The sequence below is a fragment of the Pseudomonas sp. Pso3 genome (genome assembly GCF_055393275.1).
This window is the reverse complement of record NZ_AP043687.1, coordinates 3327177-3342299: the sequence shown is the minus strand read 5'-3', so window position 1 is coordinate 3342299 and position 15123 is coordinate 3327177. Positions and strand designations below refer to the sequence as shown.

At 66.2% G+C, this 15123-nt stretch carries 17 protein-coding genes and 1 riboswitch; of the genes, 11 read left to right on the top strand and 6 right to left on the bottom strand.

The window, feature by feature from the left end:
* The first annotated feature begins 19 nt into the window (after window positions 1–19).
* Together htpG and ACZ5R1_RS15840 are read left to right on the top strand one after the other, a co-directional pair.
* Entirely contained in the window at window positions 20–1924 is a 1905-nt protein-coding gene (gene htpG / locus ACZ5R1_RS15845) for a molecular chaperone HtpG (protein WP_027596948.1), read from the top strand.
* A 55-nt stretch (window positions 1925–1979) separates the two neighbouring features.
* Window positions 1980–2717 (top strand): dienelactone hydrolase family protein, encoded by a 738-nt coding sequence (locus ACZ5R1_RS15840; protein WP_027596947.1) that lies wholly within the window; start codon window positions 1980–1982, stop codon window positions 2715–2717.
* A gap of 47 nt (window positions 2718–2764) precedes the next feature.
* On the opposite strand, the gene ACZ5R1_RS15835 is transcribed toward ACZ5R1_RS15840, so the two are convergent.
* Window positions 2765–3259, bottom strand: coding sequence for a SprT family zinc-dependent metalloprotease (locus tag ACZ5R1_RS15835; RefSeq protein WP_027596946.1), 495 nt, complete (start codon window positions 3257–3259; stop codon window positions 2765–2767).
* 25 nt (window positions 3260–3284) lie between these two features.
* A complete protein-coding gene (locus ACZ5R1_RS15830) occupies window positions 3285–3905 on the bottom strand; it encodes a DNA-J related domain-containing protein (RefSeq protein ID WP_042135877.1) in 621 nt (206 codons plus the stop codon).
* A gap of 97 nt (window positions 3906–4002) precedes the next feature.
* Between ACZ5R1_RS15830 and ttcA the strand changes: the two genes are divergently transcribed.
* From ttcA to ACZ5R1_RS15785, 9 genes are all read left to right on the top strand, one after another.
* Window positions 4003–4827 carry a tRNA 2-thiocytidine(32) synthetase TtcA gene (ttcA, locus tag ACZ5R1_RS15825; RefSeq protein ID WP_027602682.1) on the top strand — a complete coding sequence of 275 codons (825 nt, stop codon included), beginning with the start codon at window positions 4003–4005 and terminating at the stop codon, window positions 4825–4827.
* On the top strand, window positions 4827–5498 hold the full coding sequence (locus ACZ5R1_RS15820) for a DNA-3-methyladenine glycosylase I (RefSeq protein ID WP_027596943.1): 672 nt from the start codon (window positions 4827–4829) through the stop codon (window positions 5496–5498). Before ttcA ends, ACZ5R1_RS15820 begins: the two co-directional genes overlap by 1 nt.
* Window positions 5495–6259, top strand: a complete 765-nt coding sequence (locus tag ACZ5R1_RS15815) for an SIR2 family NAD-dependent protein deacylase (RefSeq protein ID WP_042135875.1) — start codon at window positions 5495–5497, stop codon at window positions 6257–6259. The genes ACZ5R1_RS15820 and ACZ5R1_RS15815 overlap by 4 nt, the downstream gene beginning before the upstream one ends.
* 95 nt (window positions 6260–6354) lie before the next feature.
* Window positions 6355–6993 carry a C40 family peptidase gene (locus ACZ5R1_RS15810; protein WP_081875203.1) on the top strand — a complete coding sequence of 213 codons (639 nt, stop codon included), beginning with the start codon at window positions 6355–6357 and terminating at the stop codon, window positions 6991–6993.
* A gap of 96 nt (window positions 6994–7089) precedes the next feature.
* Complete coding sequence (locus tag ACZ5R1_RS15805; protein ID WP_017638877.1) at window positions 7090–7626, top strand: C40 family peptidase; 537 nt, start codon at window positions 7090–7092, stop codon at window positions 7624–7626.
* A 54-nt stretch (window positions 7627–7680) separates the two neighbouring features.
* Window positions 7681–8001, top strand: a complete 321-nt coding sequence (locus tag ACZ5R1_RS15800; protein ID WP_007159236.1) for a hypothetical protein — start codon at window positions 7681–7683, stop codon at window positions 7999–8001.
* A gap of 278 nt (window positions 8002–8279) precedes the next feature.
* A complete protein-coding gene (locus tag ACZ5R1_RS15795) occupies window positions 8280–9506 on the top strand; it encodes a cytochrome c (RefSeq protein ID WP_052382653.1) in 1227 nt (408 codons plus the stop codon).
* A gap of 62 nt (window positions 9507–9568) precedes the next feature.
* Window positions 9569–9991, top strand: coding sequence for a (2Fe-2S)-binding protein (locus ACZ5R1_RS15790; RefSeq protein WP_464713290.1), 423 nt, complete (start codon window positions 9569–9571; stop codon window positions 9989–9991).
* Window positions 9988–12234: a xanthine dehydrogenase family protein molybdopterin-binding subunit gene (locus ACZ5R1_RS15785; protein WP_464712534.1), complete on the top strand. Its 2247-nt coding sequence runs from the start codon at window positions 9988–9990 to the stop codon at window positions 12232–12234. The genes ACZ5R1_RS15790 and ACZ5R1_RS15785 overlap by 4 nt, the downstream gene beginning before the upstream one ends.
* On the opposite strand, the gene ACZ5R1_RS15780 is transcribed toward ACZ5R1_RS15785, so the two are convergent.
* The 4 genes from ACZ5R1_RS15780 to ACZ5R1_RS15765 all read right to left on the bottom strand — a co-directional run bounded on the left by ACZ5R1_RS15780 (window position 12231) and on the right by ACZ5R1_RS15765 (window position 14745).
* A complete protein-coding gene (locus tag ACZ5R1_RS15780; RefSeq protein WP_027596937.1) occupies window positions 12231–12848 on the bottom strand; it encodes a DedA family protein in 618 nt (205 codons plus the stop codon). The genes ACZ5R1_RS15785 and ACZ5R1_RS15780 overlap by 4 nt on opposite strands.
* Window positions 12849–12978: 130 nt before the next feature.
* Window positions 12979–13812, bottom strand: a complete 834-nt coding sequence (locus ACZ5R1_RS15775) for a metallophosphoesterase family protein (RefSeq protein WP_464712533.1) — start codon at window positions 13810–13812, stop codon at window positions 12979–12981.
* Window positions 13813–13881: 69 nt separating this feature from the next.
* Complete coding sequence (locus ACZ5R1_RS15770) at window positions 13882–14250, bottom strand: YggL 50S ribosome-binding family protein (RefSeq protein ID WP_044342397.1); 369 nt, start codon at window positions 14248–14250, stop codon at window positions 13882–13884.
* A gap of 165 nt (window positions 14251–14415) precedes the next feature.
* Window positions 14416–14745 carry a four-helix bundle copper-binding protein gene (locus ACZ5R1_RS15765; protein ID WP_027596934.1) on the bottom strand — a complete coding sequence of 110 codons (330 nt, stop codon included), beginning with the start codon at window positions 14743–14745 and terminating at the stop codon, window positions 14416–14418.
* Window positions 14746–14842: 97 nt separating this feature from the next.
* Window positions 14843–15038, top strand: a riboswitch (cobalamin riboswitch).
* The last annotated feature ends 85 nt before the right edge of the window (window positions 15039–15123 follow it).

The window sequence follows — 15123 nt, the reverse complement described above, 5'->3', positions numbered from 1 at the left end:
CGATAGCGGAGTTCGTAGCATGAGTGTGGAGACTCAAAAGGAAACCCTAGGCTTCCAGACCGAAGTGAAGCAGCTGCTTCACCTGATGATTCACTCGCTGTATTCCAACAAGGAAATCTTCCTGCGCGAATTGATTTCCAACGCCTCCGACGCGGCCGACAAGCTCAGATTCGAGGCCCTGTCCAAGCCCGAACTGCTCGAAGGCGGGGATACGCTGAAGATTCGCCTGAGCTTCGACAAGGAGGCCGGCACGGTCACCCTCGAAGACAACGGCATCGGCATGAGCCGCGAAGAGGTGATCGCTCACCTCGGCACCATCGCCAAGTCCGGCACCGCTGATTTCCTGAAGAATCTCAGCGGTGACCAGAAGAAGGATTCCAACCTCATCGGTCAATTCGGCGTGGGCTTCTATTCGGCCTTCATCGTCGCCGACCAGGTGGATGTCTACACCCGTCGCGCCGGCCAGCCGGCCGCCGAGGGCGTGCACTGGTCGTCCAAGGGGGAAGGGGAGTTCGAGGTCGCGACCATCGACAAGCCCGAGCGCGGTACCCGTATCGTGCTGCACCTCAAGCCCGAGGAAATCGAATTCGCCGATGGCTGGCGCCTGCGCAACGTGGTCAAGAAGTATTCCGACCACATCGGCCTGCCCATCGAGCTGCCCAAGGAGCAGCAGGGTGGCGAGGACGAGCAGCCGGCCGCAGCCGAGTGGGAAACCGTCAACCGCGCCAGCGCGCTCTGGACCCGTCCGCGTACCGAACTCAAGGATGAGGACTACCAGGAGTTCTACAAGCACGTCGGCCATGATTTCGAGAATCCCCTGACCTGGAGCCACAACAAGGTCGAGGGCAAGCTCGAATACACCTCGCTGCTGTACGTGCCGGCCCGCGCACCCTTCGATCTGTACCAGCGCGAAGCGCCCAAGGGCCTCAAGCTCTATGTGCAGCGCGTCTTCATCATGGACCAGGCCGACCAGTTCCTGCCGCTGTACCTAAGATTCATCAAGGGTGTGGTGGATTCCAACGACCTGTCGCTCAACGTCTCCCGCGAGATCCTACAGAAGGATCCGGTGATCGACTCCATGAAGTCGGCGCTGACCAAGCGCGTGCTGGACATGCTGGAGAAGCTGGCCAAGAGCGAGCCGGAGAAGTACCAGTCGTTCTGGGGCCACTTCGGCCAGGTGCTCAAAGAGGGTCCGGCGGAAGACTTCGCCAACCGCGAGAAGATCGCCGGCCTGCTGCGCTTCGCCTCGACCCACAACGGCGACGATGCCCAGAACGTGTCCCTGGCCGACTACATCGGCCGGATGAAGGAAGGTCAGGACAAGATCTACTACCTGACCGGCGAGAGCCACGCGCAGATCAAGAACAGCCCGCACTTGGAAGTCTTCCGCAAGAAGGGTGTCGAGGTGCTACTGCTGACCGATCGCATCGACGAGTGGCTGATGAGCTATCTCACCGAATTCGACGGCAAGCATTTCGTCGACGTCGCCCGTGGCGATCTGGATCTCGGCAAGCTGGACAGCGAAGAAGACAAGCAGGCCCAGGAAGAGGTCGCCAAGACCAAGGAAGGCCTGGTCGAGCGCCTCAAGCAGGCCCTGGAGGCCCAGGTAAGCGAAGTCCGCGTCTCCCATCGTCTGACCGATTCGCCGGCGATCCTGGCCATCGGCGAGCAGGACCTCGGCTTGCAGATGCGCCGGATCCTGGAAGCCAGCGGCCAGAAGGCCCCGGATTCCAAACCGATCTTCGAGATCAATCCGCAGCACCCGCTGATCGAGAAACTCGATGGCGAGCCCGACGAGGACCGCTTCGCCGACCTGTCGCACATCCTGTTCGATCAGGCAGCGCTGGCCGCGGGCGACAGCCTCAAGGATCCCGCCGCCTATGTCCGCCGGTTAAACAAACTGCTGGTGGAATTGTCCGCTTAACAACGAAGAAGCCCGCCTCGGCGGGCTTCTTTCTATCCACCTTCTGGAGGACCCCATGGTCGAAGTCACTGTAAAACCCGTCGCCTACGAAATCGATGGCCAGCCGTTCGAGAGCCAGCTGGTGTATGCCACCAGCGGCAATCCCACCCGCCCGGGCGTGCTCCTGGCGCCCAACTGGATGGGGGTGTCCCATGGCGCCGTCGAGCAGGCCAAGGGCCTGGCCGAGGCCGACGGCCTGGCCTACCTGGTGGTGGATTTCTATGGTCGCAACGTGCGTCCGCAAAACGCCGACGAAGCCCTGGCGGCCATGACGCCGATCCGCGGCGATCGCGCGCTGCTGCGCCAGCGCATGCAGGCGGCCTATGCGGCCCTGGTCGCCCAGGCCGAGACGGCGGCGGTGGATGTCCATCAGATCGCCGCCATCGGCTTCTGCTTTGGTGGCTGCGCGGCGCTTGAACTGGCGCGTGACGGCGCGGCGCTGAGCGCCGTGGTGACCTTCCACGCCAATCTGGATACGCCCAACCCGGCCGATGCCGCCCGGATCACCGGCCCGGTGCTGGTGCTGCACGGCGCCTCCGATCCGCTGGTGCCGGACGAGCAACTCACTGGTTTCCGCCAGGAGATGGATGCCGCCCAGGTGGACTGGCAACTGCTGAGCTATGGTGGCGCGGTGCATTCCTTCACCGATCCCGAAGCCAACAATCCGGGCAAGCAGCAGTACCACCCGGTGGTGGCCAAGCGCGCCTTCCTGGCGATGCACAACCTGTTCGACGAAGTCTTCGCCCAGGGCTGAAGGCTTTCGCGGCCTGCCTGCCGGAACCCGGATTGGGGCCGGCAGGATCAGCCGCGGATGACTTCCTGGGTGAAGTCCAGCGGACCGCGGCAGCGCCGGCACAGATAGCGCCGTCCCTTGCGCACCAGCGCGTGACGCTGGGCGGTGAATTCGAAGCGGCCGTCGGGGCAGTTGCAGCGATACAGGTACAGGGTGCGCGCCCGTTGCGGCAATTCGTAGGTATGGCAGCGATCCGGCGGCAGGCCATAGACCCCGCGCATGATCAGCTGCCACTCCTCGCCATGCGGGCGGATGCCGCCACCGAACAGCTGATGCGCCACCAGATGCGCCACCTCGTGGGCGACGGTCTGCTCGAGGAAGTGGGCGCGATTTTCCTGATAGAGCTGCCGGTTGAATCTCAGCCGATTCTCGGTGAGATGGGCGACGCCGGCGCGCTGGCCACGCAGGGCCAGGCTGACCTCGGGGCGAGGGAAGCGGCGTTTGAAGAAGGCCTCGGCCTGCCGATAGCAGTCTTCGACCCGGGCTGTGAGTTGTTCAGGCATGGGCAACCTCTGGCGAGGCGGGTGATTATGCCGAAGCCTGTGCCTGCGCCCTAGCGTCCGCGGTCGGCTGGTGGCCGTAGTGCCGCCTCAGCGTATCCATGGCGGCATTGATGGCCTGCAGTCGGCCGGTGCTGCCACCGTGATCGGGGTGATGACGGCTGGCGAGCTGGCGATAGCGGCGGCGGATCTGGCCATAGTCCGCCGAGCGATCGAGTCCCAGCAGGCGCAAGGCCTCCAGCAGTTCGGACTCACCGTTGACCAGGGCCCAGAAGTGATTGAGCAGGTTGGCCACGTCTTCCGGGGTGGTGGTCTCCAGCTGGGTGACATCGAGGTAGTAGGCGCGTAGCGGATCGGCCACCACCAGCCCGGCACGGGCGCGCAGATAGGGGCGCAATTCGATGCGCAGAGCGCTGATGACCAGTTCGGCGCGCTGCTCGGCGCGGAGTTGATCGCGCAGTCGATAGAGGGCGTTGAAGACGCGGAAGTGCAGGCGGAAGAGTTCGTAGTTGTCGGTCACCGGGCGCGGCGGGATCAGCGGTGATCCCGCCCGGCGCAAGGCCTGCAGCAACTCGTACTCCGACAGGCTGGACTGGGCCTTGAGCAGTTCCTGGTGGAGCGCCGTCATGAGCGCCTGGGCTTCGCTCATGGCTGCCGGTCGCCATGGACTGACGTTCGGGGTAGGGCGGCGGACGCTTTGCGCGTAAAATGCCGGCCTTTCGTTTTTTCCTTTCGCGGATTCATCCATGGGCACCCTTTCGGTCAACCAGAACAAGCTGCAGAAACGCCTGCGCCGTCTTACCGGCGAAGCCATCGCCGACTACAACATGATCGAGGACGGCGACAAGGTCATGGTCTGCCTGTCCGGTGGCAAGGACAGCTACACCCTGCTCGACATGCTGCTCTATTTGCAGAAGGTCGCACCGATTCGCTTCGAGATCGTGGCGGTCAACCTCGACCAGAAGCAGCCGGGCTTTCCTGAACACGTTTTACCTCAGTACCTGAAGGAACTGGGGGTCGAGTACCACATTCTGGAACGTGATACCTATTCCGTGGTGAAGGAAAAGATTCCCGAGGGCAAGACCACCTGTTCGCTGTGCTCGCGCCTGCGGCGGGGCATCCTCTATACCTTCGCCGACGAGATCGGCGCGACGAAGATGGCGCTCGGCCATCATCGCGACGACATGGTAGAAACCTTCTTCCTCAATTTGTTCCATGGCGGCACGCTCAAGGCCATGCCACCCAAGCTGCGCGCCGACGACGGGCGCAACGTGGTGATCCGTCCGCTGGCCTATTGCAACGAGAAGGACATCGAGGCCTACGCCGTCCTGCGCGAATTTCCCATCATTCCCTGCAACCTCTGCGGCTCCCAGGAGAACCTGCAGCGCAAGGTGGTCAAGGAGATGCTGCTGGAGTGGGAGCGCAAGACGCCGGGGCGTACCGAGATCATGTTCCGCGCCCTGCAGAACGTGGTGCCCTCGCAACTGGCCGATCGCGAGCTGTTCGACTTCGCCAGTCTCAGGATCGATGACAGCGCCACGCCGCGCTTCGTCCAGGTGATGAATCTCTGATGCGGGACTATGCCTGGCTGCTCGAATACGCTCTCAATCGCTGCGGCTCACGAGCGGCCCTGGAGGCACGGCTGCCGCAACCGGTCGACGCTGCCACCCTGGCGTCCGTGGGCGATGACCGCTATCTGTCGCTGCTGACCCGGCGCATCTTTCGCGCCGGACTCAAGCACAGCCTGGTGGACGCCAAGTGGCCGGCCTTCGAGGAGGTCTTCTTCGGCTTCGATCCGGAGAAGGTGGTGCTCATGGGCGGCGAGCGTCTGGAGCGGCTGATGCAGGACGCCCGTCTGATCCGCCACCTGGGCAAGTTGCGCAGCGTGCCGATCAACGCCCAGATGGTGCTGGACTTCCAGCGCAGTCACGGCAGCTTCGGCCAGTTGCTGGCCGAATGGCCGACGCAGGACATCGTTGGCCTCTGGGAGCTGCTGACCAAGCGTGGCAATCAGCTGGGTGGCCTGTCAGCGCAGCGCTTCCTGCGCATGGCTGGCAAGGACACCTTTCTGGCGACTGACGACGTGGTGACGGCACTCAAGGCGCAGAACATCCTCGACAAGGCGCCCACCGCCAAGCGCGATCGGCAGAAGATGCAGGAGGCCTTCAACCTCTGGCAGGAACAGAGCGGCCGCCCGCTCTGCCAGCTGTCGGTGATGCTGGCCCTGACGGTGAATCATTGACCGACGCCCTGGTGCGTGCCCAAGGCCTGCTGCAGCGGGCCGGTCGGGTGCTGTTCATCACCGGGGCGGGGCTGTCCGCCGATTCGGGACTGCCGACCTATCGCGGCCTGGGCGGGCTGTACAACGGCCTCACCGAAGAGGGCATCCCCATCGAGGCGGCGCTCTCGGGCAGCATGCTCCGGCAGCGTCCGGAGCTCTGCTGGCGCTACCTGGCGCAACTCGGCCGGGCCTGCGCTGCGGCCAGGCCCAATGCGGCGCACCAGGCGATCACCGACTTCGGTGTCAGTCACCCCGGCAGCTGGGTGCTGACGCAGAACATCGACGGCTTTCATCGGCAGGCAGGCTTTCCGCCAGAGCGGCTGATCGAGATCCATGGACAACTGGAGCCGCTCGCCTGCATGAGTTGCGCGCAGACGGTCGCGGATGCGCAAGATCGCCTGGCCGGTCCGCTGCCGCCGCGCTGTCCCGCATGCGGCGGCATCCTGCGGCCACCGGTGGTGCTGTTCGAGGAAGCCCTGCCGGCCACTGAGCTGCAACGTCTGCAGGAGGCGATGGAGGAGGGCTTCGACCTGGTGATCGCCGTCGGCACCACGGCCGCCTTCGGCTATATCCAGGCGCCGATTGACCAGACCCTGACGCAGGGTGGTGACCTCATCGAAATCAATCCGGACCGCTCGTCGCTGAGCGGCTTGGCGACCGTTCAGATCAAAAAAAGGGCCGTAGACGTCCTTCCTCGGCTTTTGAGTCACATCGAAGGCTAAAAAACTTGCCATCTGTGATCCAGGTCGGCAAGGTGTCGAAACTTTGAGAAAACGACACGGTCGTGCCCATGCCAAGGAAACGCTTCGCACCCCTCGTGCCCCTGTCTTTTGTCTGTCTGCTCGCCGCCTGTGCGAGTGCGCCGCAAAGTCCTGACATCGCCGTTGCCCCTGATCAGTCCTCTACCTCCCGGACCTTCCAGACCGCCTCGCTGCATGGTCTGGGTGGTGCTGGCAACGGTTCCGCCGCGGTGGAGACCGAGAGCGCTCAGCAACGTCCGGTCTTCCCCCATACCCAGTCGCCGCATCAACTGGATTGGGATCGCGAGGTCGGTCCGCGTCAGGCGCTGCCGAATCTGGCGGACCAGATCCTCAATCGTGCCACCCAGCTGGTGGGCACGCCCTATCGCCGCGGCGGCAGCACCCTGGCCGGCTTCGATTGCAGCGGTTTCGTCAATTACGTCTTTCGCGAGCGGGCCGGCATGACCCTGCCGCGCTCCACCCGCGAGATCATCGATCTCGAAGTACCGGTAGTCAGCAAGAACGATCTGGAACCTGGCGATCTGTTGCTGTTCAATAGCAACGGCCGTGGCCGGGTCAGTCACACCGGTATCTACATGGGCGAGGGCAAGTTCATCCATTCCTCCAGTCGCCGCAGCGGCGGGGTGCGGGTGGACAGCCTGGACGACCAGTACTGGAAGGTGAGTTTCCTGGAAGGCAAGCGCGTATTGCGCTGAGGCGTATCGCCGCGATCTCCGCCGGTGCGCTTCGAGGACCCGTCGAGGCTGCGTGGCAGGCCGACGGTGATCGATGGATAACTAAGGATGTCTCCAATGCCGCATGCGGCTCGCCTCGGATTGTATTGCGCCTTCGTGCTGCTGGCCGCCTGTGCCGGCAGGCCGCCCCAGGCACCCGCACCGGTCGCCCCGGTCGTCTCCCGCCCCCTGCTGGAAAGCCAGGCCCAGGCCGCCAACGATGTGCTCTTTCGGGCAATTGGCCTGGTCGGCACTCCCTATCGCTACGGCGGCAATACCCCGGCGGGTGGCTTCGATTGCAGCGGCCTGATCGGCTACGTCTATCGCGATGCGGCCGGGGTGACCCTGCCGCGTTCGACCCGCGAGATGATCACCCTTGGCTCGCCCAATGTGGCGCGCAATGCCCTGCAGCCCGGTGATCTGATCTTCTTCGCCACCGCCGGTGGCCGTCAGGTCAGCCATGCCGGCATCTACGTCGGGGAAGGGCGCTTCGTCCATGCGCCGCGCACTGGTGGGACGGTGCGCCTGGACAGCCTGGCCAAGCCCTATTGGCAGAACAGCTATCTGCAGGCCAAGCGCGTGCTGGTCACGCCGAGTCTCGCCGGCGGCTATTGAACCCCGTTCCGCCCGGGCCGCTCGAATAGGCATCCAGCCCGTGCGGAGCCCATCATGCCCCAGGCGATACGTCTGCCGCCCCAGCCGGCTCGTTGCGAGCTGTGTGGTAGGGCGGCGCCGCTCACCCGCCATCACCTGATCCCTCGCTCGCTGCACGACAAGGCCTACGTGCGCAAGAGGTTCGACCGCGTCAGCCGGATCACCGCCACCCTCTGGGTCTGCCGACCCTGCCACAACCATATCCACCAGACCTTCGACGAAAAGACCCTGGCGCTGGAATACAACAGCCGCGAGTTGCTGCTCAGCGATGCGCGCATTCGCCAGTTCGTCGACTGGCTGGCGGCCAAGCCCGATGGCTTCGTGCCCAAGCGTTGAGTAATACCACCCCTTTAGTGCTTATACTTGGAAAGTCTTCCTTCCTGTCCTGAGTACGGGTAATCAAAACTGGTGGTTATTGGCGACTCAGTAGCTCGCGCCAGGGCGCAGCCGGAGTGGAGCGGGAATGTAAAGGCCGCCGTTGACGTGCGGGTCGAAACTGTCGCCTGCATCTCACCTCCAGGGGCGAACGCCACGGGCGCTTGCCGCTGCGATTAGGATGACGGCAACGCCACGGCGGAATCCGCCCGTCCGGTTCGACCTCAAGAGGAGAGCTGATGAGATCCCTGGCCCTGCCCCTGTTGGCGGGGATGCTGCTCCTGTCCAAGGCCGCGCCGGTACGCGCCGACGAGGCGACCCTGGCGCGGGGCGAATACCTGACCCGGCTGGGCAACTGCCAGGGCTGTCATACCCGTCCCGACGGTGCACCCTTCGCCGGTGGTGTCGCCTTCGATACGCCTTTTGGCCGTCTTTACTCAAGCAATATCACGCCGGATCGCGAGCACGGCCTGGGCGACTGGACGGCGGACGAGTTTCGCCGCGCCTTGCACGACGGGCTGGGGCGCGATGGTGAGCAGCTCTATCCGGCCTTTCCCTATACGGCCTTTACCCGCCTGAGCGACGAGGACATCGCCGCGATCTTCGCCTATCTGCAGATCCAGCGACCGGTGCCCTATGCGCCGCCCGCCAACGGCCTGCGCTTTCCCTTCGATCAGCGCGCGCTGATCCGCGGTTGGAAATGGCTCAACTTCACGCCGGGTCCGTTACCGGTTACTGCCGATGCGCAGGTGGCGCGGGGCGCCTACCTGGCCGAGGCGGTGGGGCATTGCCAGGAATGCCACACGCCGCGGACCTGGAGCCAGGGTCTCGACAGCGGCCGGGCCTATGCCGGGGCGACCCAGCAGGGTTGGACCGCCTGGAATCTCACCGCGGACCCGCGCGGCCTCGGCGGCTGGAGCGATGCCAAGCTCGCCAGCTATCTGCGCGAAGGCCATCAGCGCGGCGAGGCTGTGGCGGCGGGCCCCATGGCCGAGGTGGTGAGCGGCGGTACCCGCCATCTGAACGATGCGGATCTCGGTGCCCTGATCGCCTATCTGCGGACCCTACCAGCGCAGCCCGGAGCGGTTCCGGCGCGTGCCGAGGTGCAGCCACCCGGTGAAACCGGGCCGCTCACTGCCGCCGAGGCGGAAAGTGCGGCCTTGCTGCAATCCGCCTGCGCCAGCTGTCATGCGCCGGACGACCAGGGGCCGGCCGGTCCCTATCCGCGCTCCTTCAGCAACTATTCGGCGGTGCGCGATCCGGCAGGGACCAACCTGGTGCGCGTGCTGCTCGACGGGCTCGACCGCCAGGGACGCACCGAGCACGCCTTCATGCCAGCCTATCGGGAGTTGCTCAGTGATCAGCAACTGGCCGATCTGGCCACCTACATCGGCCGCCGCTTTGGTGGTCACGCCGCTCATATTCGTCCCGAGGACGTGGCGGCGGCGCGCGAACGGGAGCACTAGCGGTGGCGGTCCTCGAACTCAAGGTCAATGGCGAGTCGCGACAGCTCGACGTCGATCCACGCATGCCTCTGCTGGACGCCCTGCGCGACGAGCTGGGCCTCAAGGGGCCGAAATTCGGCTGCGGCCTGGGCGAATGTGGTGCCTGTACGGTGCTGGCGGATGGCAAGCCGGTGCGTGCCTGTCTGCTGCCGGCGGCGTCCTTTGCCGGTCGCGAGCTGCTGACCCTGGAAGGCCTGGGCACGTCAGCGGCGCCGCATGCGCTGCAACGGGCCTTCATCGAAGAGCAGGCGGCGCAGTGCGGCTATTGCATCCCTGGCATGGTGATGACCGCCCAGGCGCTGCTCGCCCGGGTGCCCGATCCCAGCGATGCGCAGATCCGCCAGGCGCTGGCGGCCAATTTCTGTGGCTGCGGGACCCACTATCGCATCCTGCGCGCGGTCAAGCGGGCGGCGGTGCTCTTGCGCGACGGGCAGGCCCCGGCATGACGCTGTCCCGCCGCACCTTTCTCGGCGGCAGCGCGGTGCTGCTGCTGGGCTTCAGCCTGCAGCGACCGGTCGCCGCCCAGGTATTGCCCGCACCTGCTGACACTGCGAGTCTGGCCAAGACCCTCGATCAACGGCAACTGGACGCCTGGCTGGCGGTGGATGCCCAGGGCCAGGTCATTGTCTACAGCGGCAAGGTGGAACTGGGTACCGGGGTCAGCACGGCGCTGCGGCAGATCGTGGCCGAGGAGCTCTGCGTGGCCTTTGCCGCCACCCGATTGATCCAGGGCGATACCCGGCTGACGCCCGACCAGGGCATCACCGCCGGCAGCAAGAGCCTGCAGGTGGGCGGCGCCCAATTGCGCAAGGCCGCCGCCAGCGCGCGGCAATTCCTGTTTCTGGAAGGATCGCGGCGCCTGGGGCTGGATCTGGCGGTGGTGGACACGGTGGATGGCCGGGTGGTCTATCGTGGCGATCCCACCGGGCGTTTCGTCAGCTATGGCGAGCTGGTCGGCGGACGGCCGCTGGGGCGGCTGGTCAACCAGGCGGTGCGTACCCGCGCCGTCAAGGACTATCGCCTGGTCGGGACCTCGGTGCCGCGGGAAGACATCCCGGCCAAGCTGTTCGGCAGCTTCGATTACGTCCACGACCTGCGCCTTCCCGGCATGCTGCACGGTTGCGTGGTGCGGCCGCCCTGCATCGGTTCGGCGCGGTTGGCGGGGGTGAGTGTTCGCGGTATCGATGCCAGCGCGCTGCCGGCGGGCGCTCAGCTGGTGTACGAGGGCGCCTTCGTCGCGGTGGTGGCCGAGCAGCCCTGGCTGGCGCGCCAGGGCGCGGCGGCGCTGCGGGTGGACTGGAGCCTGGTGCCGGACCTGCCCCTGCCAGGCGAACTCTATGCCCGGCTGGAAGCCAAGGCCGGACCGGCCGACCTCCAGCAGGAGACCGGCGATGTCGCGGGGGAGCTGGCCAACGCCGCCCAGCGCCTGGACGCCGAGTATCGCTGGCCCTATCAGAATCACGACTCCATCGGTCCGTCCTGCGCGGTGGCGGATGTGCGTGCCGACGGCGCCACCGTCTGGAGCGGTACCCAGGGCGTCTATCAGCTCCGGGCGGCGCTGGCGGATCTGCTGGCGCTGCCGGAAGACAGCATCCATGTCATCTACCAGCAGGCCTCGGGTTGCTATGGCCATAACGGCGCCGATGACGCGGCGGCCGATGCGGCGCTGCTCTCCAAGCTGTGTGGCCGTCCGGTGCGGGTGCAATGGAGTCGCGCCGACGAACACGGCTGGAATCCCAAGGGACCGGCCATGCTGATGCGCCTGGCCGGCGGCCTGAGCGCGGCTGGCGATCTGCTGGCCTGGCGCTTCGCCAACTGGACGCCCACGCATCTGACCCGCCCCAATGGCCAGACCGGCAAGGCGGCGCTGCTCGCCGGGCAACTGGCCTACAACCTGCCGCTCAAGGGTGGGCGGGGCGGTGGCAATCGCAATGCGCCGCTGGACTACGATCTGCTCAACATCGAGGTGGCGACCCACTGGCTGGAAGCCGGGGACTCGCCGCTGCGACCCTCGGCCCTGCGCGCCCTGGGGGCGGTCGGCAATACCTTCGCCAACGAATCCTTTATGGACGAGCTGGCCCTGGCGGCCGGGGTCGATCCGCTCGAATTCCGCCTGCGCTATCTGCAGGACCCCCGCGCCCGGGTGGTGCTGCAGGCCGCCACCGCCAAGGCCGGTTGGCGACCGTCGGCCCGGCAGGCAAAGGCCTGGGACGGTGCTCTGGCGAAAGGGCAGGGCCTGGCCTTCCTGCGCTATGAGAACGAGAACGCCTATGTGGCCGCCGTGGTCGAGGTGACGGTGAGCGAGGCGGCGGGGATCCGCGTCACCCGGGTGGTGGTGGCCCACGATTGCGGGCTGATCGTCAATCCGGATGGCCTGCGCAATCAGCTGGAAGGCTGCGTGGTACAGGGCATCGCCCGGACCCTCAAGCAGGCGGTGCGCTTCGATCAGCAGGGGGTGACCAGTCTGGAGTGGGGCGCCTATCCGCCGCTGACCTTCAACGAATTGCCCGAGTTGGAGCTGGAACTGATCGATCGGCCGGAAGAGCCGGCGGTGGGGGCCGGGGAGGCCACCACTGCCGCCATCCCTGCGGCCATCGCCAATGCCGTGGCGGCGGCGACCGGTCTGCGTCTGCGCGAGGTACCGCTGAATCGCCAGCGTCTGCGCGAGGCGCTGGCCGCCCGCCGCTAGGCGCGTTTCAGCCGCTGCTTGAAGAACAGCGCGGCGCCGGCGCCCAGCACGGCGACCACCGCCGCGCCGATCCACAGCGACTCGTTGCCGGCGAAGCTGAAGTGGTTGGCGCCCTTGGCGGCCAGATAACCCGGGCCCATCATCAGTGGCGCCCAGACGATTGCCGAGAGCACGTTGGCCGACTGGAAGCGCAGCTGGTTCATCGCCATCATCCCGGCCACCAGGGGCACGGTGTTGCGGATCATGGTCAGGAAGCGCCCGCCGAAGACCGCGAAGAAGCCATAGCGGCGGAAGAACAGCCGGGTCCGGGCCACCTGCTTGCGATAGCGGCGAAAGGGTGGGCGGTGGACGATGCTGGGACCGAGCCAGCGGCCGATGACATAGGAGCAGATGTCGCCGAGGATGGCGCCGACGATGGCGGCCAGCACCAGCGGCACCGGCGAGAGCACCCCGGAGCCGGCCAGGCCGCCGACCACCAGCAGCAGCGCCGTGGCCGGAATGAAGACGCCCAGCAGCACCAGGGACTCGCCAAAGGCGAGCAGGCCGACGAGCAGCGGTGCCCAGGCCTGGTGGGTTTCGATAAAGCCAAGCAGCGATTGCGTCAGGGATTCCATGGGAGGCCACTCTTGCCGAAAGTCCTAAGACTACGCGGCGCCCGTGGCCTGCCAGCCGTTTCAACAGCTTGAATCAATTTCCATTGCTGGAAGTGCGCGCGAGCGCGCATCGGCGTCCCGGTCGGACGCCTCAGCCTTCCGCGAGGGCGTCCTGCGCGGCCTGCCAGCGCAGTGCGTGACGCTCGCCGACGACGAAACGACCGCCCTGGAAGTCCCAGCGCTCCACGTCCACGGTCTTCTCCGTTCCTTCGCCGACCAGCAGGCGATTGAAGGAGTTGGGCGAGGTGCCGCGCACGCGCGATGAGAGGGCGGTGCCGGCCTGCACGATCCAGACCTCGCGGGGGAGGGTGGGGTACTGGCGACTCAGCGGCAGCACATAGGGCAGGTGGATATGGCCGCCCATCACCAGATCCAGGCCGGCATCGGCCCAGGTGGCCAGGGCGTGATCGGCATTGTGCTGCAGATTGCTCAGGTCGCTGAGTTCGAGGGCGCCGAAGGGCTGGTGGGCGATGACGATGCGCAACTTGCCCGGGCCTGCGCGGCGCAGGCGTTCGGCGACGCGCTCAATCTGCTCGGTGCTCACCGCGCCATCCTTGTGGCGTCGCGGGGCGGTGGTGTTGAGTCCGACCAGCAGGAGCTCGTCGTTCTCGAAACTGGGCTCGAGGTCCTGGCCGAAATGGCGGCGATAGTTGCCATAGGGCGTCAGGAAACGAGCGAAGACATTGTACAGCGGCAGGTCGTGATTGCCCGGGATCACCAGGGTGCGGGGAATGCCGTAGCTTTCCAGGCGTTCGACGAAGGTCTTGGCGGCGGCGAATTGCTCGCGGCGGGCACGCTGGGTGATGTCCCCGGAAAGGATGAGGACATCGGCGCCGTGTTCGCGGACATGGGCTTCCAGGGCCGCGACCACGGCGGGTTGCTCGGTGCCGAAGTGGGTATCGGAGATTTGCAGGAGGGTCGTCATGAGGACCTGGTTTCCAACGGATTCCCCTTTACGACCGCAACGGACGCCAAGCTATCCGGCGAAGGCTAGTTAGACTTCGCCGTCGTGGTGCCAGGCGTCATGCAGATCGGAGGCGTTGGCTTCGCCGACTTCGGCGCGGGCCTTGAGCCAGTCCAGCAGCGCGGTGCGGTCTTCCTCGGTGGGCGAGGTGTAGCGCTTGTTGGCCATGATGGTGCCTTCGACCCAGGCGTTGTCGAAGCCGCCGATGTAGTCCAGCTTGCGCTCTTCGACGTAGTCGATGAAGTCGCCCAGGAAGGTGTCCAGATCGTCTTCGCTGAGTTCGTTCTTGAAGCTCACCTTGATTTCAAAGGCCAGTTCCTGGAATTCGCCCAGGTACTGCTTCTTGCGCAGGCGACGCTTCATGCGGCTCAAACGGGGATCTTGGTTGGTATCGGTCATGGCGAAGGCCTGGATATCGATGAAAGGGCGGGCATTATCCCTGGCGTCGCCGGGTAATGCCAATGCCGAACGCCCGAGCGGCGGCTTCCTGTGCGGGATTCGGCTGCGACCAGAGCGCGCAGCACGGCAGCCGGCGCTCAGCGGATACGGTTATCGGCAGCCGCCTCAGGCGGCCATGGCCGCGCAGGCGTCGGCGCAGGCTGCGCAGGCCCGGGCGCAGGCCTGGCAGTGTTCGGCCTTGTGCTTGCCGCATTCGGCGGCGCAGGCACGGCAGGTGGCCAGGCACAGGGCGCAGGCTTCGGCGATGCGGTCGCTGCCGCGCTGCATGAAGGTGGCGGCCAGGCGGCAGGCGTCGGCGCAATCGCGATCCAGGCGGACGCAGTCGCGCATCATGTCCAGATTGGCTTCGCCCAGGCAGGCGCTGGCGCAGGTTTCGCAGGCGGCGGCGCAATCGAGGCAGGCCTTGATGCAGGCGGCGAGGGTGGCATCGTTCATCCGGTAGCTCCTGGCGGTGGGTGTCTAGGGTGGACCCGTCCGCGCGACGCCGAGTTCGGGCGGCGCCATCGATTGACGCTCTCCCGGCTAGTCCGTACCCTGCGCCCTTGCACGTGGTGCCCCGCCTGGAGCGGGGTGAAACAGGGAAGCCGGTCGAGCCGGCGCTGCCCCCGCAACGGTAGTTGAGCAGTAGCTGCGCGATGCCCACTGGCCCTGGCCGGGAAGGGGCGCAGCGGATGCCCTCAGGGCATCGGCTCACCAGCCCGGAGACCGGCCACGCTTGCGTTCATCTCGGCGATGCGGAGGGCGTCGCGCGGCGTCGCCCCCTGCCTCGCGCGGGCGGCGTCTCTGCCCGTTTCTCCGCCGCGCCGCGCCCGC

Excerpts from the sequence above, each read along its gene's own strand:
- htpG (WP_027596948.1), top strand. The coding sequence starts at position 20 with ATGAGTGTGGAGACTCAAAAGGAAACCCTAGGCTTCCAGACCGAAGTG.
- ACZ5R1_RS15840 (WP_027596947.1), top strand. The coding sequence starts at position 1,980 with ATGGTCGAAGTCACTGTAAAACCCGTCGCCTACGAAATCGATGGCCAG.
- ACZ5R1_RS15835 (WP_027596946.1), bottom strand. The coding sequence starts at position 3,259 with ATGCCTGAACAACTCACAGCCCGGGTCGAAGACTGCTATCGGCAGGCC.
- ACZ5R1_RS15830 (WP_042135877.1), bottom strand. The coding sequence starts at position 3,905 with ATGAGCGAAGCCCAGGCGCTCATGACGGCGCTCCACCAGGAACTGCTC.
- ttcA (WP_027602682.1), top strand. The coding sequence starts at position 4,003 with ATGGGCACCCTTTCGGTCAACCAGAACAAGCTGCAGAAACGCCTGCGC.
- ACZ5R1_RS15820 (WP_027596943.1), top strand. The coding sequence starts at position 4,827 with ATGCGGGACTATGCCTGGCTGCTCGAATACGCTCTCAATCGCTGCGGC.
- ACZ5R1_RS15805 (WP_017638877.1), top strand. The coding sequence starts at position 7,090 with ATGCCGCATGCGGCTCGCCTCGGATTGTATTGCGCCTTCGTGCTGCTG.
- ACZ5R1_RS15800 (WP_007159236.1), top strand. The coding sequence starts at position 7,681 with ATGCCCCAGGCGATACGTCTGCCGCCCCAGCCGGCTCGTTGCGAGCTG.
- ACZ5R1_RS15795 (WP_052382653.1), top strand. The coding sequence starts at position 8,280 with ATGAGATCCCTGGCCCTGCCCCTGTTGGCGGGGATGCTGCTCCTGTCC.
- ACZ5R1_RS15790 (WP_464713290.1), top strand. The coding sequence starts at position 9,569 with ATGCCTCTGCTGGACGCCCTGCGCGACGAGCTGGGCCTCAAGGGGCCG.
- ACZ5R1_RS15785 (WP_464712534.1), top strand. The coding sequence starts at position 9,988 with ATGACGCTGTCCCGCCGCACCTTTCTCGGCGGCAGCGCGGTGCTGCTG.
- ACZ5R1_RS15780 (WP_027596937.1), bottom strand. The coding sequence starts at position 12,848 with ATGGAATCCCTGACGCAATCGCTGCTTGGCTTTATCGAAACCCACCAG.
- ACZ5R1_RS15775 (WP_464712533.1), bottom strand. The coding sequence starts at position 13,812 with ATGACGACCCTCCTGCAAATCTCCGATACCCACTTCGGCACCGAGCAA.
- ACZ5R1_RS15770 (WP_044342397.1), bottom strand. The coding sequence starts at position 14,250 with ATGACCGATACCAACCAAGATCCCCGTTTGAGCCGCATGAAGCGTCGC.
- ACZ5R1_RS15765 (WP_027596934.1), bottom strand. The coding sequence starts at position 14,745 with ATGAACGATGCCACCCTCGCCGCCTGCATCAAGGCCTGCCTCGATTGC.